This is a genomic window from Crossiella sp. S99.2, assembly GCF_023094165.1.
Classification (GTDB): domain Bacteria; phylum Actinomycetota; class Actinomycetes; order Mycobacteriales; family Pseudonocardiaceae; genus Crossiella.
In genome coordinates this window covers 232,877-255,652 of the sequence record NZ_JALMDK010000001.1, presented here as the reverse complement: position 1 = coordinate 255,652, position 22,776 = coordinate 232,877, and the positions used below count along the sequence as shown (strand labels likewise).

General features: G+C 70.2%; 22 protein-coding genes. 15 read left to right on the top strand and 7 right to left on the bottom strand.

All coding sequences use genetic code 11. The annotated features are described in order from the left end of the window. Positions 1 to 356 precede the first annotated feature (356 nt). Positions 357 to 1,460: an FAD-binding oxidoreductase gene (locus MZC64_RS01150; protein ID WP_247756186.1), complete on the top strand. Its 1,104-nt coding sequence runs from the start codon at positions 357 to 359 to the stop codon at positions 1,458 to 1,460. Between the two features lie 60 nt (positions 1,461 to 1,520). On the opposite strand, the gene metG is transcribed toward MZC64_RS01150, so the two are convergent. The 5 genes from metG to dnaK all read right to left on the bottom strand — a co-directional run bounded on the left by metG (position 1,521) and on the right by dnaK (position 7,509). Next, entirely contained in the window at positions 1,521 to 3,038 is a 1,518-nt protein-coding gene (metG, locus tag MZC64_RS01145; RefSeq protein ID WP_247755220.1) for a methionine--tRNA ligase, read from the bottom strand. A gap of 283 nt (positions 3,039 to 3,321) precedes the next feature. Beyond that, on the bottom strand, positions 3,322 to 3,774 hold the full coding sequence (locus tag MZC64_RS01140) for a heat shock protein transcriptional repressor HspR (protein WP_247755219.1): 453 nt from the start codon (positions 3,772 to 3,774) through the stop codon (positions 3,322 to 3,324). Continuing rightward, positions 3,771 to 4,955 carry a molecular chaperone DnaJ gene (gene dnaJ, locus MZC64_RS01135; protein WP_247755218.1) on the bottom strand — a complete coding sequence of 395 codons (1,185 nt, stop codon included), beginning with the start codon at positions 4,953 to 4,955 and terminating at the stop codon, positions 3,771 to 3,773. The genes MZC64_RS01140 and dnaJ overlap by 4 nt, the downstream gene beginning before the upstream one ends. A 32-nt stretch (positions 4,956 to 4,987) precedes the next feature. Next, positions 4,988 to 5,629: a nucleotide exchange factor GrpE gene (grpE, locus tag MZC64_RS01130; protein ID WP_247755217.1), complete on the bottom strand. Its 642-nt coding sequence runs from the start codon at positions 5,627 to 5,629 to the stop codon at positions 4,988 to 4,990. Between the two features lie 26 nt (positions 5,630 to 5,655). Then, on the bottom strand, positions 5,656 to 7,509 hold the full coding sequence (gene dnaK, locus MZC64_RS01125; protein WP_247755216.1) for a molecular chaperone DnaK: 1,854 nt from the start codon (positions 7,507 to 7,509) through the stop codon (positions 5,656 to 5,658). Positions 7,510 to 7,753: 244 nt separating this feature from the next. Here dnaK and MZC64_RS01120 point away from each other — a divergent pair, with 244 nt between their 5' ends. The 10 genes from MZC64_RS01120 to MZC64_RS01075 are packed head-to-tail and all read left to right on the top strand — an operon-like array spanning position 7,754 to position 14,907. Further along, positions 7,754 to 8,185, top strand: a complete 432-nt coding sequence (locus tag MZC64_RS01120; protein WP_247755215.1) for a helix-turn-helix transcriptional regulator — start codon at positions 7,754 to 7,756, stop codon at positions 8,183 to 8,185. A gap of 58 nt (positions 8,186 to 8,243) precedes the next feature. Next, on the top strand, positions 8,244 to 8,651 hold the full coding sequence (locus tag MZC64_RS01115) for a hypothetical protein (RefSeq protein ID WP_247755214.1): 408 nt from the start codon (positions 8,244 to 8,246) through the stop codon (positions 8,649 to 8,651). A gap of 15 nt (positions 8,652 to 8,666) precedes the next feature. Next, positions 8,667 to 9,233 carry a phage tail protein gene (locus MZC64_RS01110; RefSeq protein WP_247755213.1) on the top strand — a complete coding sequence of 189 codons (567 nt, stop codon included), beginning with the start codon at positions 8,667 to 8,669 and terminating at the stop codon, positions 9,231 to 9,233. Further along, a complete protein-coding gene (locus MZC64_RS01105; protein WP_247755212.1) occupies positions 9,230 to 9,538 on the top strand; it encodes a hypothetical protein in 309 nt (102 codons plus the stop codon). The genes MZC64_RS01110 and MZC64_RS01105 overlap by 4 nt, the downstream gene beginning before the upstream one ends. A 32-nt stretch (positions 9,539 to 9,570) precedes the next feature. Further along, entirely contained in the window at positions 9,571 to 9,924 is a 354-nt protein-coding gene (locus MZC64_RS01100) for a hypothetical protein (RefSeq protein WP_247755211.1), read from the top strand. Beyond that, positions 9,921 to 11,501, top strand: a complete 1,581-nt coding sequence (locus MZC64_RS01095; protein WP_247755210.1) for a hypothetical protein — start codon at positions 9,921 to 9,923, stop codon at positions 11,499 to 11,501. Before MZC64_RS01100 ends, MZC64_RS01095 begins: the two co-directional genes overlap by 4 nt. Then, entirely contained in the window at positions 11,498 to 12,355 is an 858-nt protein-coding gene (locus MZC64_RS01090; protein ID WP_247755209.1) for a phage tail domain-containing protein, read from the top strand. Before MZC64_RS01095 ends, MZC64_RS01090 begins: the two co-directional genes overlap by 4 nt. A gap of 13 nt (positions 12,356 to 12,368) precedes the next feature. Beyond that, positions 12,369 to 13,361: a hypothetical protein gene (locus MZC64_RS01085; protein ID WP_247755208.1), complete on the top strand. Its 993-nt coding sequence runs from the start codon at positions 12,369 to 12,371 to the stop codon at positions 13,359 to 13,361. Next, the gene (locus tag MZC64_RS01080; RefSeq protein ID WP_247755207.1) at positions 13,331 to 14,467 is read left to right on the top strand and encodes a hypothetical protein; all 1,137 of its coding nucleotides are present in this window, start codon (positions 13,331 to 13,333) and stop codon (positions 14,465 to 14,467) included. Before MZC64_RS01085 ends, MZC64_RS01080 begins: the two co-directional genes overlap by 31 nt. Next, positions 14,464 to 14,907, top strand: coding sequence for a hypothetical protein (locus tag MZC64_RS01075; protein ID WP_247755206.1), 444 nt, complete (start codon positions 14,464 to 14,466; stop codon positions 14,905 to 14,907). Before MZC64_RS01080 ends, MZC64_RS01075 begins: the two co-directional genes overlap by 4 nt. On the opposite strand, the gene MZC64_RS01070 is transcribed toward MZC64_RS01075, so the two are convergent. Next, positions 14,904 to 15,953, bottom strand: a complete 1,050-nt coding sequence (locus tag MZC64_RS01070) for an alpha/beta hydrolase (RefSeq protein ID WP_247755205.1) — start codon at positions 15,951 to 15,953, stop codon at positions 14,904 to 14,906. The genes MZC64_RS01075 and MZC64_RS01070 overlap by 4 nt on opposite strands. 35 nt (positions 15,954 to 15,988) lie before the next feature. Then, positions 15,989 to 17,305 carry a cytochrome P450 gene (locus MZC64_RS01065; RefSeq protein WP_247755204.1) on the bottom strand — a complete coding sequence of 439 codons (1,317 nt, stop codon included), beginning with the start codon at positions 17,303 to 17,305 and terminating at the stop codon, positions 15,989 to 15,991. Positions 17,306 to 17,467: 162 nt separating this feature from the next. Here MZC64_RS01065 and MZC64_RS01060 point away from each other — a divergent pair, with 162 nt between their 5' ends. The 4 genes from MZC64_RS01060 (at position 17,468) to MZC64_RS01045 (ending at position 22,673) form a co-directional block, all read left to right on the top strand. Next, entirely contained in the window at positions 17,468 to 18,283 is an 816-nt protein-coding gene (locus MZC64_RS01060) for an SAM-dependent methyltransferase (protein ID WP_247755203.1), read from the top strand. A gap of 7 nt (positions 18,284 to 18,290) precedes the next feature. Further along, positions 18,291 to 19,136, top strand: a complete 846-nt coding sequence (locus MZC64_RS01055; protein ID WP_247755202.1) for a PAS domain S-box protein — start codon at positions 18,291 to 18,293, stop codon at positions 19,134 to 19,136. Then, positions 19,091 to 20,452 (top strand): EAL domain-containing protein, encoded by a 1,362-nt coding sequence (locus MZC64_RS01050; RefSeq protein WP_247755201.1) that lies wholly within the window; start codon positions 19,091 to 19,093, stop codon positions 20,450 to 20,452. Before MZC64_RS01055 ends, MZC64_RS01050 begins: the two co-directional genes overlap by 46 nt. A gap of 121 nt (positions 20,453 to 20,573) precedes the next feature. Continuing rightward, positions 20,574 to 22,673 carry a S1 family peptidase gene (locus MZC64_RS01045; protein WP_247755200.1) on the top strand — a complete coding sequence of 700 codons (2,100 nt, stop codon included), beginning with the start codon at positions 20,574 to 20,576 and terminating at the stop codon, positions 22,671 to 22,673. The last annotated feature ends 103 nt before the right edge of the window (positions 22,674 to 22,776 follow it).

Here is a 22,776-nt window from a genome sequence, read left to right as displayed (position 1 = left end):
CAGTAGCAACAAGTCAGGATCGGCAGTGCCGGTCGGGACCGGAGTGTCGGGCATCACGGTGCCCACCGTGTCACGAGATGGTGTGGTCACGCACATCGCACTGCCAACGGTCGCCCGTTGCGCGGAGCACATGTACACACGCAGTAAGCAAATTGCACTCGAACGTGGCATCAAGGCTCCGATGACCCGAGGGAGGGGTTAATGTCCAACTCTGTCGGGGGATGCTGGTCACCATCGGTGCGTCGGATGGGCGTGCCGAACAACGTGGAGAAGACTGCGCCCGGACTATGACCGCGAACGCCGTGCTCAACCCGACCCAGCCCCCGCACCGGGAACCTCCGCCAGGGGTCACCGCGATGGTGCGCCTGATCCGCGAGAGCTTCGCGGTGATCGAGCCGCGCGCCGAGGAAGTAGCCCAGTTCTTCTACGGGATGCTCTTCAGCCTCGCACCGACCACCCGTGAGCTGTTCCCGGCCAATATGGAGGTGCAGCGCAGCCGCTTGCTGCGCGCCCTCGTCCACGTCGTGCAGATGGTGGACCGCCCAGACGATCTGGTGCCCTTCCTCAAGCAACTCGGCCGCGACCACCGCAAGTTCGGTGTGGTCTCGGTGCACTACGAGGCGGTGGGCACCGCGCTGCTCGCCGCGATCAAGCGGTTCGCCGGCGACGCCTGGACGCCCGCCGTGGAACGCGCCTGGGCCGAGGCTTACACGATCATGGCCCAGACCATGCTCGAGTCGGCGGCCTCCGACGACAACCCGGCGTTCTGGACCGCCAGCGTGATCGAGCACCAGCGGCTGAGCTGGGACCTGGCCGTGGTCCGGCTCAAGCCCGACCACCCGGTGCCCTACCGCGCCGGGCAGTACCTGAGTGTGGAGACCCCGCAGCGCCCCCGGCTCTGGCGCTACTTCTCCCCGGCCAACGCGCCCAGCCCGGACGGCGTGATGGAGTTCCACGTCCGCGCGGTGAACAACGGCTGGGTGAGCCGGTCCGTGGTGGGCCACACCCAGATCGGCGACACCTGGCGGGTCGGTCCGCCGATGGGCCGGATGGGCATCGACCGCACCAGCAAGCGGGACATCCTGATGGTCGCCGGCGGCACCGGCATCGCGCCGATGCGGGCGATGCTGGACGAGATGGCCGCCTACGGGGAGAACCCGAAGGTGCACCTGTTCTACGGCGGCCGGGCCCGCGGCGACCTGTACGACCTGGACACCGTGCAGCGGCTGGCCATGGGCAACCCGTGGCTGACCGTGGTGCCGGTGCTGGAATCCGATCCCGGCGCCCGCGGCGTGGAACACGGCACCCTGGCCGATGTGGTCACCCGCTACGGCGCCTGGAACGACCGGGACGTGCTGGTGTGCGGTTCCCCGGCGATGATCAGGGCCACCGTGTCCCGGATGCTGGTGGCGGGCACGCCGCTGGATCGGATCCGGTACGACCCGTTCACGCTGGACTGATGCCGGACGGTGCCGCCCCCGGCGAGGGCGGCACCGGCGCCAGGATTATTCGGCGCTGATTTACTCGGCGGCAGCCAGTTCCAAGCGGGGGAAGACCGGCTTGGGCTCGGCCACGGTGTCGCCGCCGTCGCCGACCTGCTGCGCGATCCGCGCGGCGGCCGAGGGCAGGAACGGCACCAGGTGCTGGGCCAGTTCGCGGACCGTGGTCACCAGCTCGGCCAGCACCGCGTCCAGTGCGGCGGGCGGGGCGTCGTCCTTCTTCTCCGCCTTGGCCAGCGCCCACGGGGTGGTGGCCTCGACGAACCGGTTGGCCTCATCGCCGATCCGGCTGATCGACTCGACCGCGCGCCGGAAGTCGAAGTTGGCCAGCGCGTCGTCAATGGTCGGCCCGGCCTCGGCCCGCGCGGCGCGCAGTGCGGCGGCGGCCGGGTTGTCCTGCGCCACCGGCGGGATCGCGCCGTCGCGGTACTTGCGCACCATGGACACCGCGCGGTTGACCAGGTTGCCCATGTTGTTGGCCAGGTCCTCGTTCGCCCTGGTGACCAGCCGCTCGGCGGTGTAGTCGGTGTCCCCGGCCCTGGCCACGTCGCGCAGCATCCACCAGCGCATCGCGTCACTGCCGTAGGCGGCCACGATGTCGGCCGGATCCTCGGCGTTGCCCAGCGACTTGCTGATCTTCTGGCCGCCCGCGGTCAGGTACTCGTGCACGAAGATCGTCGAGGGCAGCGGCAGCCCGCCGGAGAGCAGCATGGCCGGCCAGTACACCGCGTGGAAGCGGATGATGCCCTTGCCGATCACGTGCACCTGCTCGACGTCCTCGGACCACCAGTGCCGGTAGCCGGCCTCGTCGGTGCCGAAGCCGGGGGCGGTGATGTAGTTGGACAGCGCGTCGAACCACACGTAGATGACCTGCTCGGGGTCGCCGGGCACCGGAATGCCCCAGCCCCGGGCCCTGGCCATGCTGCGCGAGCAGCTGAAGTCCTCAAGCCCGGACTCGATGAAGGCCAGCACCTCGCGCTTGCGGTGCGGCGGCTCGACCCGCAGCTTGTCGGTGGAGATCAGCTCGATGAGCTGGTCCTGGTACCGGGAGAGCCGGAAGAACCAGTTGTTCTCCTCGATCTCCTCCGGCACCGTGCCGTGCTCCGGGCACTTGCCGTCGACCAGTTCGGCCTCGGTGTAGAACAGCTCGCAGCCGATGCAGTACAGACCGGTGTAGCTCTTGCGGTAGAAGTCGCCCTGCTTGGCGCACAGCTCCCACAGCTTGTCCACGCCCGGCTTGTGCCGGGGGTCGGAGCTGGTCTTGATGAAGTCGTCGAAGGACAGCTCCAGCGCCTCGCCGAGCTTGAGGAAGTTCTGCGCCACCCGCTCGACGTATTCGGCCGGGGTGATCCCCTCGACCTCGGCGGCCTGCACGTTCTTCAGCGCGTTGTCATCGGTGCCGGTCTGCGCGCGCACCTCGTCACCGCGCTGCCGCCGGTGCCGCGCCAGCACATCGGCCTGGATCAGTTCCAGGGCGTGGCCGACGTGCGGCTTGCCGTTGACGTACGGAATGGATGTCATGACGTTGTAGCGGCTCATCGCTACCTTCCTGGCCCCGGGCGGATGGTGTCGGCCCGGTGAGGGGCCGCCGGTTGGGGGGCCTCCTCAGCAGTGGTCAGGACATGCGGAGGAGGCCGGAGAACATCATCATCCGGCCGCGCATGGTCATGCTGTCGCACGTCCTCAGCATGGGAGCAGGGTACACCCGAGCCGCAGGTCAGCCGCACCCAGCCGTTCCGCACCAGTTGGGCAAACCGGTACGCCCGGTTGGCCCAAGTTGGCGTACCAGTTGGGCCAAGTCGGCGGAGGTTGCCGCTGGTGGTCAGCGCTGCGGGGGCTTCCAGACGACCAGGGCGGTCTGCTGGGGGCGGAGCGGGACCAGGTCGCGGCGGTAGGAGGCGTGCACGGCGGCGGCCGCGTGGTCGGCGGCGGCGTGTGCGGCGGCGAGCTGGCGGTGCAGTTCCTCGACCTCGGCGCGCAGGCGTTCGGCCTCGGTGGCGAGTTCGATGATCCGCTTGACGCCGGCCAGGTTGACGCCCTCCTCCTGGGAGAGCCGCTGGACTTCCTTGAGCAGCGCGATGTCCCGCGCGGAGTACCGGCGGCCCCCGCCCGCGGTGCGGCCGGGGGACACCAGGCCAAGCCGGTCGTAGGTGCGCAGGGTTTGCGCGTGCAGTCCGGACAGCTGGGCCGCGACCGAGATCACGAACACCGGGCTGTCCTCGGACGCTCCGGGCGGGAACGGGATCCCGCCGCCCTGCTCACCGAACTGGCTCATGGCTCATCCCGTCCCAACAGTGCGGTCAGCGCCGGTCGTGGGTCGAAATCCGCGGTTGCCACGGCGTATGCCTCGAGTGCGGCGCGGGCTGCATCGTCCACAGTGGACGGAACCGCCACCTGCAGGGTGACCAGCAGGTCGCCGAAGGTGCCGTCCTTGCGGGCAACGCCCTTGCCGCGCACCCGGAGCGTGCGGCCGCTCGTGGTGCCTGCCGGCACCCGTACCGACACCTTGCCCTCCAGCGTGGGCACGGTCAACGTGGTGCCCAGCACCAGTTCCGGGAAGGTGCACGGGATGGTGACGGTGATGTCGTCGCCGTTGCGGCCGAACAACTCGTGCGGGGCCACGTGCACCCGGACGAACAGATCGCCCGCCGGCGCGCCGTTGCGGCCGGGTTCGCCCTGGCCGGCCAGCCGGATGCGCTGGCCGTCATCCACGCCTGCCGGGATCCGCACGGTCAGCGAGCGGGTACGGGTGCTGACCCCGTCACCGCCGCACTCCCCGCACGGGTCGTCCACGATCCGGCCGGAGCCTCGGCAGTCGCGGCAGGGCTCGCTGAAGGCGAAGGCGCCCTGGCTGCGGCTGACCACGCCGGCGCCGGCACAGGTGCCACAGGTGCGCGGCGAGGTGCCGGGCCGGGCGCCGTTGCCACCACAGGTGCCACAGGTGGCCGGGCTGGACAGGCGCAGCGACACGGTGGCTCCCCGGACGGCCTCGGTGAAGTCGATCCGGACCTCGGTCTCCACGTCCTTGCCGCGCTGCGCCCTGGTGGCCCCGGCGGCCTGGCCGCCACGACGACCGAACAGCCCGCCCAGGATGTCGCCGATCCCGCCGGAACCGCCGGCCTGGGCACTGCTGCTCGCCCCGCCGAAGAGGTCGCCGAAGTCGAAACCACCGGAACCGCCGCCACCGCCGAAGCCGCCGCTGGGCCGGAATCCGCCGGAGCCGAACAGCCTGCGGGCCTCGTCGTACTGCTTGCGCTTCTCGGTGTCCGACAGCACGCCGTAGGCCTCGGAGACGGACTTGAACCGGGCCTCCGCCTTGGCATCGCCCGGGTTCGCGTCCGGGTGCAGCTCACGGGCGAGCTTGCGGTAGGACTTCTTGATGTCCTCACCCGGCGCGTCGGGAGGGACACCCAGCTCGGCGTAGAAGTCCTTCTCGATCCAGTCCCTCGCGCTCATCCGGACGCCCCTCCCTTCCCGCTGTTTGTCATTTACTGCTGGGTGTTCTCGCCTGCGCCGGTCTCCGGCGCGGCGTGCCGCCCGGTGGCCTCCGGCGCCGGGGCCGCCGCGCCTGGCTCGTGGTCTGTGACCCCGACCATGGCCGGGCGCAACACCCGCTCGCCGAAGCGGAAACCGCGGCGCAGCACCGTGGTGACCGTGGGCCCGGCCACCTCGGGCGAGGTGTCGTGCTGCACGGCCTGGTGCACCGAGGGGTCGAACTCCTCGCCGTGCTGCCCGAAGGCTTCCAGGCCCGCCTTCTGCAGCGTGGTGACGACCTTGTCCGCCACCGCCTTGAAGGCGCCGGTCAGATCGCCGTGCTGCTCGGCGCGCTCGAAGTCATCGAGCACCGGCAGCAGTTCGGAGACCACGCCTGCCTTGGCGTTGGCCACCACCAGCTCGCGGTCGCGGTCGACCCGCTTGCGGTAGTTGGCGTACTCGGCCTGCAGGCGTTGCAGGTCAGCGGTGCGTTCCTCGAGCTGCTTCTGCAACTCCACCAGGGCATCGACATCCACCGGCGCCGCCGGGACGGTGGCTTCAGCGACCGCCTCCGCGGCGGCCAGCTCCTCGCTGGCCGCCGCGGAGCGAACCTCGCCGGTCTCCGGGTCGATGCGACGGCGGTCGCGAACCACCACGCGCTCGGATTCTGGCTGCTGTTCGGTCACTTCTTGGTGCCACCCTTGTTGTCGTCCTCGACGATCTCCGCGTCGACCACGTCATCGGCCTTGGCCTGACCAGGGGTCTCCGCGCCCGGCGCGCCAGGGGCGGCCTGCTCGTTGCCCTGGTACATCGCCGCGCCCATGGCCTGGGACTCGGTGGAGAGCTTCTCCATCGCGGCCTTGATCGCCGGGATGTCGGTGCCCTTCAGCGCTTCCTTGGACTCGGCGAGCGCGGCGTTGACCTTGTCCTTGACCTCGGCCGGGAGCTTCTCGTCGTTGTCCTTGACGAACTTCTCGGTCTGGTAGACCAGGGTCTCGGCCTGGTTGCGGACCTCGGCCTCCTCGCGGCGCTGCTTGTCCTCGTCCGCGTGCGCCTCGGCGTCCTTCATCATCCGGTCGATCTCGTCCTTGCCCAGGGCGGATCCACCGGTGATCTGCATGCCCTGTTCCTTGCCGGTGGCGAGGTCCTTGGCCGAGACGTGCACGATGCCGTTGGCGTCGATGTCGAAGGTGACCTCGATCTGCGGCACGCCACGCGGGGCGGGCGGCAGGCCGGTCAGCTCGAACATGCCGAGCTTCTTGTTGTACGCGGCGATCTCGCGCTCACCCTGGAACACCTGGATCTGCACCGACGGCTGGTTGTCATCCGCGGTGGTGAAGATCTCCGAGCGCTTGGTCGGGATCGTGGTGTTGCGCTCGATGAGCTTGGTCATCACGCCGCCCTTGGTCTCAATACCAAGGGAGAGCGGGGTGACATCGAGCAGCAGGACGTCCTTGACCTCGCCCTTGAGCACACCGGCCTGCAGCGCCGCGCCGACCGCGACGACCTCGTCCGGGTTCACGCCCTTGTTCGGCTCGCGGCCGCCGGTCAGCTCCTTGACCAGCTCGGCAACCGCGGGCATCCGAGTGGAACCGCCGACCAGCACCACGTGGTCGATCGAGCCGACCGGGATGCCGGCGTCCTTGATCACGTTGTTGAACGGCGCGCGGCAGCGGTCCAGCAGGTCGGAGGTGATCCGCTGGAACTCGGCGCGGGTCAGCGACTCGTCCAGGAACAGCGGGTTCTTGTCCGAGTCCACGGTGATGTAGGGCAGGTTGATGTTCGCGGTGGAGGTGCTGGAGAGTTCGATCTTCGCCTTCTCCGCGGCCTCCCGGATCCGCTGCAACGCCATCTTGTCCTTGGTCAGGTCGATGCCGTTGCTGGACTTGAACTTCTCCACCAGCCAGTCGACGATGCGCTGGTCCCAGTCGTCACCGCCGAGGTGGTTGTCACCGGAGGTGGCGCGGACCTCGACCACACCGTCGCCCAGCTCCAGCAGGGACACGTCGAAGGTGCCGCCGCCGAGGTCGAAGACCAGGATGGTCTGTTCCTTCTCGCCCTTGTCCAGCCCGTAGGCCAGCGCGGCGGAAGTGGGCTCGTTGACGATGCGGAGCACGTTCAGGCCGGCGATCTGCCCGGCCTCCTTGGTGGCCTGCCGCTGCGCGTCCTCGAAGTACGCGGGCACGGTGATCACCGCGTCGGTGATCTCCTCGCCCAGGTATGCCTCGGCGTCGCGCTTGAGCTTCATCAGCACCCTGGCGCTGATCTCCTGCGCGGTGTACGCCTTGCCGTCGATCTCGGTCTTCCAGTTGGTGCCGATGTGCCGCTTGACCGACCTGATGGTCCGGTCCACGTTCGTCACTGCCTGGTTCTTGGCGGGCTGACCCACCAGGACCTCGCCGTTCTTGGCGAAGGCGACGATGGACGGCGTCGTCCTCGAGCCCTCCGAGTTGGCGATAACCGTCGGCTCACCGCCCTCGAGGACGGTGACGACGGAGTTGGTCGTCCCCAGGTCGATACCGACCGCTCGCGCCATGAATCTTCCCTCCACTGCTGGTCACGCTGTACGTAGGCGAATCACGCAAGGTTGCCCTTGAGCGATCCTGGCTCAAGTCTGAGCGTAAGCGTCGCTCCTCGTCAAATGCGAGGTTGAGTCCGCCACACTCAAGCTTCTGACAGCTCCAACGGACGGCGCCGCGGCTTTGTTCCGGCCTCGTTTTTGGCTGTGTCCCGTGCCACAGTGGGATGTGGGTCGGGGATGACTCACAAGGGGGATTCTTGTGGCCGTCACTGGGGGCGCCGCGGACTTCGCGGGGCTGCTGGCTGCACTGAAGGCAAGGACAAACCGGAGCTACGCCGCACTCGCCAAGCGGGTCGGCCTGAGCAGTTCGACACTGCACCGCTACTGCACCGGCACCGGGCTGCCGCCCAGCCACGACCTGGTGCAGCGACTCGGCCGGGCCTGCGGGGCCAGCCGGGCGGAGCTGGCGGAGTTGCACGCCGCCTGGCTGCGGGCGCATTCGGCGCGGGAGCTACCCGTGCCGCAGCCCCGCGAGGACGAGGTCCCGGTCACCGCGCATCCGGCGCCGGAACTGCGGTTCGTCGCCGTCGTGACGCTGCTCAACATCCTGCTCGCGGTGTGGGGCGTGCTGCGCGGGATGTCCCGCCGCACATCCCGTCAGGTCACCGAACGCGCAGGTCAGCGGAGTTGATCCGGCCCGCCGTCCCGTTGCGTTGGCAGCGGGACGGCGGCCCGGAAAACCTGGGGACATGTTGGTGTTCCCCGATCTGGAGAGCCTGCTCGCCACCTTTCTGGACGCCCGCCCCGAACTGGACGGCGTCACCGTCACCACCGACCTGCCGCTGAACTTCACCGGCGCCACCGGGGCAGTGCTGATCACCCGGATGGGTGGCGAATTCCGGGACGACGAGCTGATCGACGCCGCCCGGATCCGGGTGGACGCCTACGGACCGGCCAAACCGGCCGCGCACCGGCTGGCGCTGCTCGTCCGCGGGCTGCTGCCACTGCTGCCCACCACCCGGCATGCCGAGGGCGTGCTGGTCAGCGAGGTGGTGGAGGAGTACGGGCCGGTCTGGTTCACCGATTCCCGGCGCGGGCACATCGCCCGCTACGTCACCAAGTTCCGCGTGCTGGCCGCCGTCCGGCCCGCGAGTTGAGACAGGAGCGCGTCAATGCCAGGAATGAACGCCAGCGAGATCAGGGTGGCCGGCACCGGCCGGATCCTTCTCGCGCCCGCGCACACCGCCGCCCCGGCGGATTTCACCAAGGACTGGGCCGCGCCCTGGGTCGACCTCGGCTACACCGCCAGCGACGGGGTGAAGTTCGTGCGCAAGGACAAACTGGACGCGGTGGACACCTGGCAGACGGTGGCCGCGATCCGCTACGTCTTCAGTGACCGGGACTTCTCGCTGAAGTTCGGCCTGTTGCAGGTCAACCCGGACACGCTGCCGTTCTTCTTCGGCGGCGGCAAGGTCAGCAACACCGCGGCCGGGATCAACATCGAGATCGCCGCCGCGCCGCGGCCGGACGAACGGGCACTGGGCATCGAGTTCAAGGACGGCCCGGAGCTGACCCACCGCTTCTACATCCCGCGCGGGGTGGTCACCGAGACCGACGAGACCCCGCTGACCCGCACCGCCGCGCTCAAACTGGGCGTCACCTTCACCGCGCTGACCCCGATCAACGCCACCGGCGGCGAACCCCTTGCCGTCTGGTCGATGAACAAGGTGACCGCATGAGCAGGCACAACGTCAACGCGGCCCGCGCGCAGCGGCTGGAGGCCCAGGGCGAGAAGTGGGAGTTCGAGCTGGACGGCGAGGTCTTCACGCTGCCGGTCGAACTGTCCAGGGGCGCCGTCAGCGCACTGTCCACTTTGGACGCCACAGATCTGGACGGGTTGCTGCGGGCGCTGCTGGGCGAGGAGCAGTTCAAGCGGTTCGACCAGCATGAGGTCAGCGTGCAGGACATCCAGGGCGTGCTGGAGGCCTACGGCCGGGACACCGGGATGACCCTGGGGGAACCATCGGCCTCGACGACCTCCTGACCGAGCACGCCGAGGCGATCGAGGCCGATCTGTTGCGGCACTACGGGATCGACCTGCTCGACCACTACCGCGGCCAGGTCTCCCGGCGCCGCCTGCGGGTGCTGATCCAGCACCTGCCGCGGGATGGCGCGCTGGCACGGGAACTCCGCGGCGAGGCGGCCGACTGGGGCCTGGGCGAGCAGTTGCTCGCGGCCGCGGTGGACCAGCTCGCCGCGGCCAACTGGATGTACGCCGCCGCGCACACCGCCGAGGGCGCGGACCCGCCGGAACGCCCGCTCCCGGTGCCCCGGCCCGGGATCGAGCAAACACCGGAGCCCGCCGGGGCCAGTCCGGCGCAGATCGCGGCGTTCTTCGGCGCCCCACTACCGCAAGGAGGGCAGCGATGAGCAGTCCGGCCGGTGACGCGACCGCCGCGGCCGCGGCCGCACAGGAGGTCGCGCGCAGCATCGTCGGCAACTTCGCCGAGGCGGTCTCCGACCAGGTCGGCAGGCTGACCGGGCAGTTCCGCGACCTGAACCGGCAGCTGCCGCAGAGCCGCGCCGAGGCCACCCGTTACGGCGTGGCGGTCCGGTCCATGGCGGGCAACCTGCACCTGCTCGCGGCCCAGGTGGCCAGGGCGCTGCTGTCGCTGACCCGGATCCCGGCGGCCATCCGCGCCATGGTGACCGCGGCCAGGGCGGCCTTCCTGACCGTGCGCTCGCAGTGGTTGCAGACCCTGTCCGCGACCACCATGGCACTGCTGCTGATCCGCCGGGTCAGCGACAACACCTGGCGCGCGCTGCCCAGGGCGGTGGCCGAGTCGATGCTGGCCATCCGGCGCACCGCGCTGCTGGGCTGGCGGCAGATCCAGCAGGTGATCCTGGTGGCGCTCAACGCGATCCGCCGGGCCAACGCGGCCACCTGGCTGGCCGTGCAACGCACCGTCAACCAGGTGATGCCGGTGCTGCGCCGGATCATCACCCTCAACTGGCGACTGATCACCACCGCCACCACCGGGGCGCACGCCCAGCTGCTCAACACCGTCCGGCAGCACTGGCGGCTGATCGTCGCGGCCACCACCCAGTCGCTGCGGACGCTGCTCAACCTCGTCCGGCAGTTCTGGCGGCTCATCCAGAACGCCGTGCAGCAGGCCGCGCAGCAGATCCAGCACCTCTGGCGGCGGGCCCTGGACGGGATGCTGGCGGCGACCAGCCAGTTCTTCGCCCAGGTGCTGGACCAGCTGGCCAAGTTCCAGGTCGCGCTGCTGGTGCGGGTCGGCATCCTGCTCGCGGCCCTCACCCTGGCGGTCGGCGTGTTCACCCTGCTGGTGCAGAAGCTGGTGTCCCGGTTGCTGGAGAACATCCTCGACCAGCTGACCAAGTTCCAGATCAAGCTGCTGCTCCAGGTCGCCGGGATCTTCGCACTGGTGATCGCCGAATGGGTCGCGTTCACCGTGGTGTTCGGCTCGCTGGTCGAGAGTTTTCTGGCCGGATTGCTGAAGAAGGTCAAGGACTTCGGCGAGGCGCTGGTCAGTTCGCTGGACGGCAAGCTCACCGAGCTGACCGGGAAGCTGCGCAACTACTTCCGCGACCTGGAGAACGAGCTGGGCCCGTTGCTGGACGCGATGGGCAAACGCCTGGGCACCCGGCTGGCCGAGGCGATCCAGACCAGCATCATCGAGACCTTCCTCTCCCCTGGGAAGTGGCTCAAGGCACTCATCACCGCGATCCAGAACGCACTGCGCAAGATCCCGCTGATCGGCGACGTGCTGGCCGGCTTCCTGGACGGGGTGAAGCCGGAGAGCCTGTCCACGGCAGGCGGGTTCGTGAACGCCTTCACCGTGCCCGGCGCGGCGCCAGGGGCGGCCGCCGCGGTGCCCGGTGGCACGTCAGTGGTGGTCAACGTCTATGCCCGGCCGGGGCAGTCGGAGTACGAGATCGGGCGGATCGCCGCCCGCGAGGTGGCCTGGGCGGCGAGACGATGACCGAGCCGATGGTGTTGCAGCGTCCGGTGTTCGAGGTGGACGGCTGGGCCGGCGGGACGGTGGACGCCGAGGGCGTGGAGTGGTGGATCACCCGCGAGGACGGCTGGTCCAGCACCCCGGAACTGCGGCTGGACCTGGTCAACCGGCCGCAGCGGGACGGCGCCTTCGACGCGCCCGGCTACCGCGGCGCGCGAGTGGTCACGTTGGAGGGCAGTGCGATCGCGCCCAGCGTGGCGGCCAAGGAACGGGCCAAGAACCGGCTGGCCGGGGTGCTCGCGGACACCGCGGGCCTGCGCGAGCTGCGGGTGACCGAGCAGGGCTTCGACCGGCACGCGCTGGTCCGGCTGGGCGCGGGCACCAGGATCGACGACGTCACGCCGTACCTGTTCACCTTCTCCCTGGTGCTCACCGCGCCGGATCCGCTGCGCTACGGCTCGCCCCGGCAGGCCGCCTGCGCACTGCCCCAGGCCGCGCCCGGCATCAGATTCCCGCTGACCTTCCCGCTGGTCTTCGGCCAGCCGGTGGGCGGGGTGCTGCTACTGGACAACGCGGGCACCGTGCGCAGCCAGCCGGTCTGGGAGCTGCGCGGCCCGGTGCGCAAACCGGTGATCACCCAACGTGGCACCGGCGCCCGGCTGGCCTTCGACCTGGACCTGGCCACCGGCGAACTGCTGGAGATCGACACCGCGGCGCGCACGGTGCGGCTGGGCGCGGCCTCCCGCCGGGCCGCGCTGGCCCCCGGCTCGACCTGGTTCGGCCTGCCACCAGGGCAGACCGCGGTCGCCTTCACCGCCCATCAGGACCGCAACGACACGGCCCGGCTCACCGCGCACTGGCGCGACGCCTGGGTCTGAGAGAGGACCGGACATGGCAGAACGGATTCCGGGCTGGGTCGACGGGATCGACGCCGCCTCCGCCCGGCTGACCACCGGCATGACCTGGACCAGCTCGGGCGACCTACCGGCGGATCCGGTGGGGGTGCGGGCCGGGATCAGGCCCGCGCCCGGCGCGCCCGGCCAGGTCAGCCTCAACGGCGACACGGTCACGGTCAACGCCTTCCAGGCGGTGCTGCCCGATCCGAGTGGGGCCGGGCCGTTCCTGGTCACCGTGGACGGGGCACGCAGGCTGACGCTGACCCCGCCCGGCAGGCTCATGCAACGGATCACCTGGGTGCTGGTGCAACTCACCGTCGATGCGGACGGCAAGCCGAACGGGATCGAGCTGCGGCTGCTGGACGGCCCGGCCAGCGATGTCGAGCATCCGGCCGTGCCGCCTGCTCCGCCCCCGCGTGCCCACCTCCTGCTGGCCGAGCTGTACCTGATGGACACGGCGCCGGTACGGGTGCGGGACAAGCGCCGGTTCATCGCGGCGGTCGGCGGCGTGCTGCCGGTGCTGGACGCTGCCGACCGCCCGGTCAGCGCTCCCCTGGGCAGCTACGTGCACCGGCTGGACACCCACGTGCTGGAGGTGGCCACCAAGGACGGCTGGCGCACGCTGGACCCCACCGACACCGGCTGGCAGGCAGCCACCCCGGAGCCGCGGTGGGCGCACAAGACCGACCGGCCATTGCAGGTGCGCCGCCTCGGGCGGATGGTGAGCCTGTCCGGCACCATGACCCGCACCTTCCCGGCCAACGCGATCAGGGTGGCCGCCTACCTGCCCGCCGAGTTCAGCCCGGGCGGCCAGGGCCACGTGTGGATCGCGCACGGTGTGCTCCGGCCGATGGGCGGCGAGGCCAGGTTCGCCGCGCTGTGCCTGTCCGCCTACCGGCACCCCGACGGGCGGACCCAGCTCAGCCTGGAGGAGAGCATCGACCACGTGGTCGAGGTGTGGTTCGACGTCACCTGGTCCGCGGACTGATGGCCACCTACACCTACCTGTTCGCCGACCTGCGCACCGGCCGGATCGTGGACGAGCTGCCGCTGTCCGGGGTCACCTTCAGCCGCAGGCTCAACGACGTGGGCGAGTTCCGCGGGCAGCTGCGGGTCACCGACGCCGAGGTCCGGCAGCGGCGTCCCCGGGTCGCGGCCACCCCTGGTCGCACCGCGCTGTACGTGGACCGGGACGGGACCTTGGTCTGGGGCGGCATCCTGTGGGCCAGCCGCTACGACGGCACCAGCGGCACGCTGGAGCTGACCGGGCACGACTTCTTCTCCTACTTCGAGCACCGGCGGCTGGTCCGGCATCCGCTGAGCAACACCGAACCGCTGTCCTGGCAAGGGGATCAGCTGATGATCGCGCGCGAGATCGTGGCACTGGCCCAGTCCCACCCCGGCGGCGACCTGGGCATCGAGGTGACCGGACCCGAAGTGTCCACTGTGGACAGATCGGTGAGCTATGCGGCGCACGAGCTGAAGCCGGTGGCCGAGGCGTTGCGCGAACTGGCCGAGGCGGACCGCGGTTTCGACTTCGCCATGGACACCCCCTACGGCCCGGACGGGCGGCCACGACGGTTGCTGCGCCTGGGTTTCCCGCAGCTGGGCGGGCGCGGCGCCGGGCACGTGTGGGAGTACGGGGCGAACCTGCTGGAACTGGTCTGGCCGGCGGACGCGGCGGCCATGGCCACCAGGGTGTTCGTGCAGGGCACCGGCGGCGAGGAGGACCGGATCGTGGTCTACGCCGAGGACGCGGCAGCGGGCGAGCAGGGCTGGCCGCTGCTGGAGGAGGCGGAGTCCTTCGTCGACTCCAGCGATCTGTACCTGCTGGCCGCCCAGGCCAGGGCCAGGCTGGCCGCGACCCGGCGGCCGGTGGTGCTGCCCGAACTGGTGGTGCGGGCCGATCTGGACCCGGTGCTGGGCAGTTACGCGGTGGGCGATGAGGCGCGGATCGTGGTGGAGGACCCGTTCTTCGCCGACGGCGCGCTGGACGTGCCGGTGCGGGTGCTGGGCTACGAGGTGGAACCGGGCGATGACGGCGGGCTGGAGCGGGTCACGCTGACCGTCGCACCGGTGCGGGAGGCGTGGTGAGGACGAACCGGCGGCCGGACCTGGCCGAGGAGTTGCGGGAGATCCGGCGACGGCTGCGGTTGCTGGAGGGCCTGCGCCCACCGGCGCCCCCGGCCGCCTTCACCCCGGTCCGGCCGCTGGACTGGCCGGGCACCGGCTCGGCGGACTGGGAGCCGCTGCTGGTCGCGGCCGTGCCCGCGGGCGAGGTGGAGATCTTGTTGTCCGGCTTGGTTTCCGCGGGCGCCGCGGCGGTCCGGGTGCTGGTGGACGGCGAGCCGGCAGGCGCGGAACTGGCCTGGGCCGAGGGAGTCGCCGGGGACACGATGCTCGTGCGGCTCGACCGGGCCGCGGAGATCACGGTGGCCGCGCGGGTGCGCGAGGACGGCGCGGAGGTGCGGGTGCAGGCGGTGCTGGGGACGGCCGTCCGGGCGGTGCTGGCCGTCCCCAGCGGGCCGGCCTAGCGACCGACCATCTCCTCAGCCCACCTCGCGGTGGCCTGGAAGAACTCCGAGGCGTTCGGCGCGTAGTTGAAGGAGTGCCCGTAGTTGGGCAGCACGAACGTGCGCAGCTGGGCGGCAGGCCCGAAGTTGGGCGCCTCGAACTGCTTGAGCGCCTCCGCCGAGGAGCAGTCGCTACCCAGCAGGCCACCGCAGAACACCTGGTCGTTGCCGCCCATGGCGAGCAGCACCGGCACCTTGATCAGCTTGCTCAGCGGCAGGATGGTGCCGAGCAGGATGCCGTCCACCGCCTCACCCGCGGCCAGTCCGTCCTTGTTCGCCTCGTCCTCGGCGACCGCGATCTCATCCAGCGGGCCGCCGCGGTGGAAGGCGGTGAAGCGCTGCCCGACCGCGGTGGTCAGGAAGGTCGGGTCCAGCAGCCGGAACGCCGGTTTGGGGTCCAGCAGCACCGGGGTCAGCGTGGTCAGGGTGGGGATGATGCCGGTCAGGTTCAGCCGGTGCAGCTGGCCGGCGATCAGCACGCCGTCCACGTTCTGGTGCTTGGCCGCCACGATCACCGAGATCGCCGAGCCCAGTGAGTGCCCACCGAGGATGACCTTGCCGAACCTCGGCCCCAGCGAACCGGACTTCATCGCCTTGACCACGTGGTTGACCGCGTTGGCCTGGGTGAAGGCGGTCAGCAGCGCGCCCAGCGGCTTGGAGCTGCGCCCGCTGCCGATCCGGTCCAGCGCGAGCGTGGCGAACCCGGCCTGGTTCTGTGCCTTCCGGTACGAGCGGGTCTCCGGCGAGTGCGCGATGTCCCAGTAGGAGCTGTTGTAGGTGCCGCCGGGAATCAGCACCTGCACGGTGTTGCTGCCGCCCGCCGGGGTGCACAGCCGGCCGTACATGGTCTGGTCCAGGCTGAGCAAGGGCAGGTCAAGCAGGGAAACCGGGATGGACAGGTCCCGGCAGGTCGCCTCGGCGGCGCCGGCCGGGATGGGGGCGATCAGCGTGCTCAAACCCAGGCAGGCGGCGGTGGCCGCCCCGATCCGGCGCAAGAACAAACGCACGGGAAAAACCTCCGAATGGATGATTTGCGAAGCAACTAATGGCGTGGAACTGCCGTCATCGGCAGGGCGTTCGGGTACGGCGCGTTGGTGAACTTCACCCGCACCGGCCGATCCGGCACCGGAACGAGTCGCCATTGCGCGGCGACCGTGGCGATCGCGGTCAGCAGCTCGGTCAGCGCGAAAGAGTTTCCGATGCACTGCCGGATGCCGGCGCCGAACGGGATGTACGCGCCCTCGGGCACCGCGGCCGTCCGTTCGGGCGACCATCGGTCCGGGTCGAACCGATCCGGGTCAGGGAAGGACCGATCGTCGAAATGCATGGTGTACGGGCTGACGATGACCTCATCGCCCGGTCGCAGGCGCAGCCCGCCGAGGTCGACCTCGCGGTTGGCCCGCCGCATCAGCAGCCAGAGCGAGTACATCCGCAGGCCCTCGGTGGCCACCCGCCGGGTGTACTCCAGCCGGGGCAGGTCGGCGAAGGTCACCGGGCGGCCGCCCAGCACCTCGTCCAGTTCGGCGTGCAGCCGCGCCTCGACCTCGGAGTTGCGGCCCAGTTCGTGGAAGATCCAGCCCAGCGCGAGCGCGCTGGTCTCGATGCCCGCGGTGAGCAGCGTGATGACCTCGTCGAAGACCTGCTGCTCGGTCATGCCCTCGCCGGTGTCGGCATCCCTGGCCAGTAGCAGCAGGGACAGCAGATCGCCGTGGTCGACGCCGTCCCAGCTGGTGATGACCTGGGTGACCACCTCGCGCATCCGGCTGATCGCGGCGTCGAAGGCCCGGTTGCCCGGGATCGGCAGGCGCTCGACGAAGTTGGGCGAGAGCGCCCGGATGATGCCTTGTTTGACGATCACCGGGATGGACCGGCGGGACTCCTCGATCGCGGGCCCGCCCAGTTCGGTGGCGAACAACGCGGCGCCGACGATGGTGACCGCCAGACCCTGCATGTCGGCGTCGACCAGCCGGACCTCGCCCGGCCGCCAGGAGCCGGTCAGCTCGGTGGCCGCCCGCACCATGTTCCCGGCGTAGTGCTCGATCCGCCCCTGGCGGAAGGCGGGCAGGATGAGCTTGCGCTGGCGCCGGTGGAACGCGCCGTCCGACATCGCCAGGCCGTTACCCATGTAAGGCCGGAACTTGTCGAACATGGCGCCTTTTCCGAAACTCGCGCCGTCCGTTACCAGTACGCGGTGGACCAGTTCAGGACTTGTGATGAAATAAGCCTGGAGTGGTCCCAGATACAGCTTGACAACGTCGCCATGATCGCGGAGTCCCGAGGTGAACCTGAATTTTCTGCGTAGCAAGGCCGGTGTGTGCCCAAGTAACGGCCACTGACCGGGTGCCACCCGGACGGGCATTCGCACTCCTTGCGCCGGGAAAGGGGAAGTGGCCACACTAGGGCCCATTCGGCCGCAGGCGACAGTACCCGTCCGAGTGGGGCGTCATCCCATTGGTCGATCATCAACTCGGGCACCAAATCTCGCTATGCTGGTCACCGCTACGAATCGAGGTGTTTTTCCGTGACGCGGACGCAGGACTGGGTCCCGGCCGGCGTCGACATAACGACGCCGAGCATCGCCCGGGTCTACGACTACGTGCTCGGCGGCAGCCACAACTTCGCGGTGGATCGCGCCACCGCCGAGACGTTGCAGCGCATCGCACCCAGCCTGCGCCGGGTGGCCCGGCTCAACCGCGCCTTCATGGCCAGGGCGGTCCGGCACCTGATGGCACAAGGGATCCGGCAGTTCCTGGACATCGGCTCGGGCATCCCGACCGTGGGCAACGTGCACGAGATCGCGCAGCGGATCGACCCGGCCTGCCGGGTGGTCTACCTGGACCGCGATCCGGTCGCGGTCGCGCACAGCCAGCTGATGCTGGAGCACACGCCCGGCACCGGCGTGGTGCACGCGGACATGCGCGACTTCGAGCTGGTCGTCGGCAGCCCCGCGGTCCGGCAGCTGCTCGACTTCTCCCAGCCGGTCGGCCTGCTGTTCATGCTGGTGCTGCACTGGCTGCCGGATGAGTCCAATCCCGCCGAGCTGATGCGCCACTACCGTGATCTGCTCGCGCCCGGCAGCCACCTCGCGCTCACCCACGCCACTCACGACGAGCAGAAGCAGGACCTCGAAGACCTCGGCGACGCCATCCGGCTCTCCCGCAGCGCGGACCAGGTCACCCCGCGCTCCTACGAGGAGATCATGACCATGTTCGGCGACTTCGAGCTGGTCGAGCCGGGGCTGGTCGGCTGTGCCGACTGGCGGGCCGACGGTCCGGGCGCCATCGCCGATCCGTCGAGCAACGAATACACCTACGCCGGCGTGGCCAGGAAGCGCTGAGCGACCCATGCCGGATCTCGGCCTGCAGACGAGCCCGGCGCCGCCGCCGGAGGATTGGCGGCGCAAGCGCCGCACCCTCGCGCGCAAATGGGCCTACGTGCTGGCCGAAACCGACTATGTGCCGCTGGTGCACACCGAGTTCGAGGACGAACTGGCCGGGCTGCTGGACACCTTGTGCGCCACGGTGCACAGCGAGCAGGCGGGCAACGCGGCGGCCGAGGCGGCCGGCGCCCGGCTGGTCGCGCTGAACTGCGCCAGCCAGCAGTCGCTGGCGCTGACCATGGACATCCTGGGCAAGGGCATGCTGGCGCTGCCGGAGTTCCGCGGCGGCAAGTCGGCCGAACGCGTGGTGGGCACGCTCGGCGCGCTGGCCGCCGGTTTCCTCGCGGCCGCGCAGCGGGCCACCCTGGAGCAGCAGGAGAGCATGAAACTCTCGCTGCTCAAGGCGGTGCGCGACGCCAAGTGGAACCTGCGCGCGGCCGAGGCCCGGTTCGAGGAGGTCGCCACCTGCTCGGCCAGCGGCATCCTGATCACCGATCTGGACGGCACGCTGCTGCGGGTGAACGGCTCGGTCGGCGCCATCCTCGGGCACACCGCGGCCGAGCTGACCGGCCGCAACCTGTTCGACCTGGTCCCGCCCGAGCACGCGTCCGCGCTGCGCGAGGACTACGCGGCCCTGCTCAGCGGCCGGGTGCAGCGGATCAAGCAGTCGCAGAAACTGCTGCTGCAGGACGGCGACCACGCCATGGTCTCGCTGACCGCCTCTTTACTGCGCGGCGAGGACGAGGCGCCAGCCAGTTCGTCACCGTGGTGGAGGACGGCACCGAACTGCTGCTGTTGCAGAACGAGCTGAGCAGGCAGGCGCTGCACGACGTGCTGACCGGGCTGCCCAACCGCCAGTACTTCGGCACCCACCTGGAATCCGTGCTGCGCCAAGCGGATCCGCGCTACGGCGTCACCCTGTTCCACCTCGGCCTGGACGCCTTCGCGGTGGTCCGCGACGGTCTTGGCGAGCACGCGGGCGAGCACCTGCTGGTGATGGTCGCCCAGCGGCTCAAGACGGTGGTGGCCGGGGAGAAGGCCATGGTGGCGCGGATCGACGGGTCCGAGTTCGCGGTGCTGGTGGAGAACTGCTCCAGCACCCCGGCCCCGATGACCATGGTGCACATGATCCGGTGCGAGCTGGCCGAACCGACCTACGTGGACGGGCACGGGCTGGCCGCCTCGGTCAGCATCGGCGTGGTGCACCGGCCGCCGCCGGAGAGCACGCCCGCCGAACTGCTGCGCGGCGCGCACCTGGCGTTGCGCCGGGCCCGCGGCAACGGACCGGGGCAGTGGGAGCAGCTGCATCCCGAGCAGGACCGGCTGGACCGGGAACGGGACGCGCTGGCCGCCTCGATGCCGGGCGCGTTCGAGAACGGCGCGGTGGAACCGAGGTACCGGCCGCTGGTGCGGTTGGCCGACGGCCGGGTGCTCGGGGTGGAGGCGTTGCTGAGCTGGGAGCACCCGGAGCTCGGGCCGCTGCCGGACCGGCGGTGCCGGGAGCTGGCCGAGTCGACTGGACTGATGGCCAACCTGGGCGAGTGGCTGCTGCGCGCCGGCTGCCGGCAGACCGGCTGGTGGCGGCAGCGGCTGGGCCGGGATCTGGTGCTCGCGCTGAGCCTGACCCCGCACCAGGCGGCAGACGCGGACCTGGTGACCAGGGTGGTCGGCGTGCTCAAGGAGACCGCGTTCCCGGCGACCAAGCTGCTGGTCGAACTGCCCGCGCCGGTGCTGACCGCGGACCGGGGCGAGGCCAGGGACAACCTGCGCACGCTGGCCGACCTCGGCGTGCGCACCGTGCTCAGCGACTTCGGGCTGGCCGCGGGCGACCTGGCCACGCTGACCGAACTTCCGGTGAACTCGGTCCGGCTCAACCGTGAACTTCTCGGCCGGGCGGGCACCGCGGGTCCGGCGGTGGCCGATTCGCTGCGGGCGCTGCCCGGCCTGGCGCACCGGGCCGGTGCCACCGAGGTGATCGCGGACGGTGTGTCAACCGCTGAGCAGGCAGAATTCTGGCTGGCAGCCGAAGCCGATCTTGCTGTCGGTGATCATTTCGGACTGCCGTGCAGGCCAGACGAGCTGGCGGCGGCCTTCGGCGGCCCGGCCTGGCGAGTCAAATCTTCGTAACGAAGTTCGCACCTTTTTTCACAAACCCGGTCCCAAGTAGAGGGAACTACAGCTAGCTTCCCTGCGTCACCCCTCCGAGGTAACCCAATCGGGTCATGGTGGGGTCTGGGGAAGGAGCTAGATGAGCAAGGCAAGCCTCCGCCGGAGGGTGGGCGCCGCTGTTTCGGTGGCGGGTGTGCTGGTGCTGGGCACCGCGCTGAGCACGGGCATGGCGCCCGCGCAGCCGACCGAGGTCACCGCGGACGCGGTCGTGCAGTCCATGCCGGCCGAGCTGAAGGAAGCGATCCGTCGCGACCTCGGCAAGGACGCCAAGGAGTACGTGGCGACCGCACGGGCCGCGGACAAGGCCGCGCTGGCCGGTTCGCGACTGCGCAAGGAGCTGGGCGAGAAGTTCGGCGGCGCGTGGTTCGACAAGAGCAGCAAGAAACTGCACGTCGCGGTCACTGACGCCGCCGTGGCCGCCAAGGTGCGGGCCGCCGGTGGCGAGGTGCACCAGCGTGGGGTCTCCGCCAGCGCGCTCGACCGCGCCGCGGACACCATCAGCAACTGGGTCAAGGCCCTGCCCGCCGAGAAGAAGGCCGCGTTCCAGGCCGTCGCGGTGGACACCAAGGACGGCAAGCTGGGCGTGACCCTGTCCAGCTCGGAGGCGGGCAAGGCCCTGGCCACCGAGCTGCCCAAGGTGAACGTCCAGGTCGAGATCGGGCACAAGCAGGAAGAGCTGCAGGCCGAGAAGGACATCCGCGGTGGCGACGGCTACACCGTCTCCGGCGCGGGCAGCAGCCTGCGGCTCTGCTCCCTCGGCTTCAACGCCGTGGACAAGCTCGGCCGTGGCCAGATCATCACCGCCGGCCACTGCTTCGACGGCTTTGACGGCCGCAAGGTCAACGTCGAGATCAAGGGCGCGGGCAACCCGGTCGGCGAGGCCATCGGTCTCGGCGAGAACGTCCGGTTCGACAACGCCCCCGACGGCGACGACTCGGCCACCATCAAGGTGACCAACGGTGGCAACAAGCTGCTGCCCGAGGTCAACCGCTACAACGGCAGTGGCCTGAAGCTGGACGGCGTCACCGACCCGATCCAGGGCCAGGAGATCTGCAAGTCCGGCCGCACCACCGGCTGGCAGTGCGGCAACGTGGTCAACGTCGACGTGCAGGTGCGGATCAGCAACCACCTGCTCTCGCTGTTCCAGCACGACGCCTGCAGCATCCCGGGTGACTCCGGCGGCGCTGTGGTCCTGGGTTCCAAGGCGCTGGGCATCACCTCCGGCGGCGCGGCCAACCCCGGCGACAAGTGCCCCACCGCGGGCCAGCCGAAGGACCGCTCCTACGCCGAGTTCGTCGGCAGGGACATCCTGCCCGACCACAAGGGCGACGCCCAGCTCACCGTGCTGACCAGCAACGGTGACGTGGACGAGGACGGCGTGCTCGACATCGACGAGCTGAACGCCGACATCACCAAGATCAAGGACACCAACAACAACGGTGTCGCCGCCTACCGTGACGCCGACGAGCCGAACCTGTCCGCGCCGAAGCTGACCAGCCCGGCCGACAAGTCCCGGATCACCGAGCGCAAGCCGGTGCTCACCGGCACCGCCAAGCCCAACGCCGCGGTCACCCTGTCCTACAAGGGCCAGACCACGGAGATCAAGGCTGACGCGAGCGGCAAGTGGACGCAGGCCACGGGCGCGGAACTGGCCTACGGCGACCACGAGGTCGGCCTGAAGCAGAAGGTCGGCGAGCTGACCTCGCGCGAGGTCAAGTCCAAGTTCACCATCGTTCCGGCGGCTCCGGTCATCACCGAGCCCAAGGAAGGCGCCAAGAGCGAGAACGCCCGCCCGGTCATCTCCGGCACCGGCACCGCCAAGGCCACCGTCACGGTGACCGCCGGCGAGACCAAGCTGGGCGAGACCACCGTGGGCGCCGACGGCAAGTGGACGCTCACCCCGGCCGCTGACCTGGCCAAGGGCAAGCACACCATCTCCGCCAAGCAGACCATCGACAAGGTGGACTCGGACGCGGACACCGTGGCCTACGAGCTGACCAAGGGTGGCGCGGCCCCGCCGACCACCAGCCCCGCCGGCAACGGCGGCGGTAACGGCGGCCTGGCCAAGACCGGTGTGGACGGCGTGGTGCCGATGCTGATCGGTGGCGCCGTGGCCGTCGCCGGTGGCATCGCGCTGCTGGTGTTCTTCCGCCGCCGCAAGGCGGGCGTGCAGTCCTGAAGTAACTGAGTAAACACCGCGAAACGGGCGGTCGTCCTCCGGGACGGCCGCCCGTTTCTTTGCCATACCGCGACCTTCGTAACGAACCCGGCAGCGACCGGCG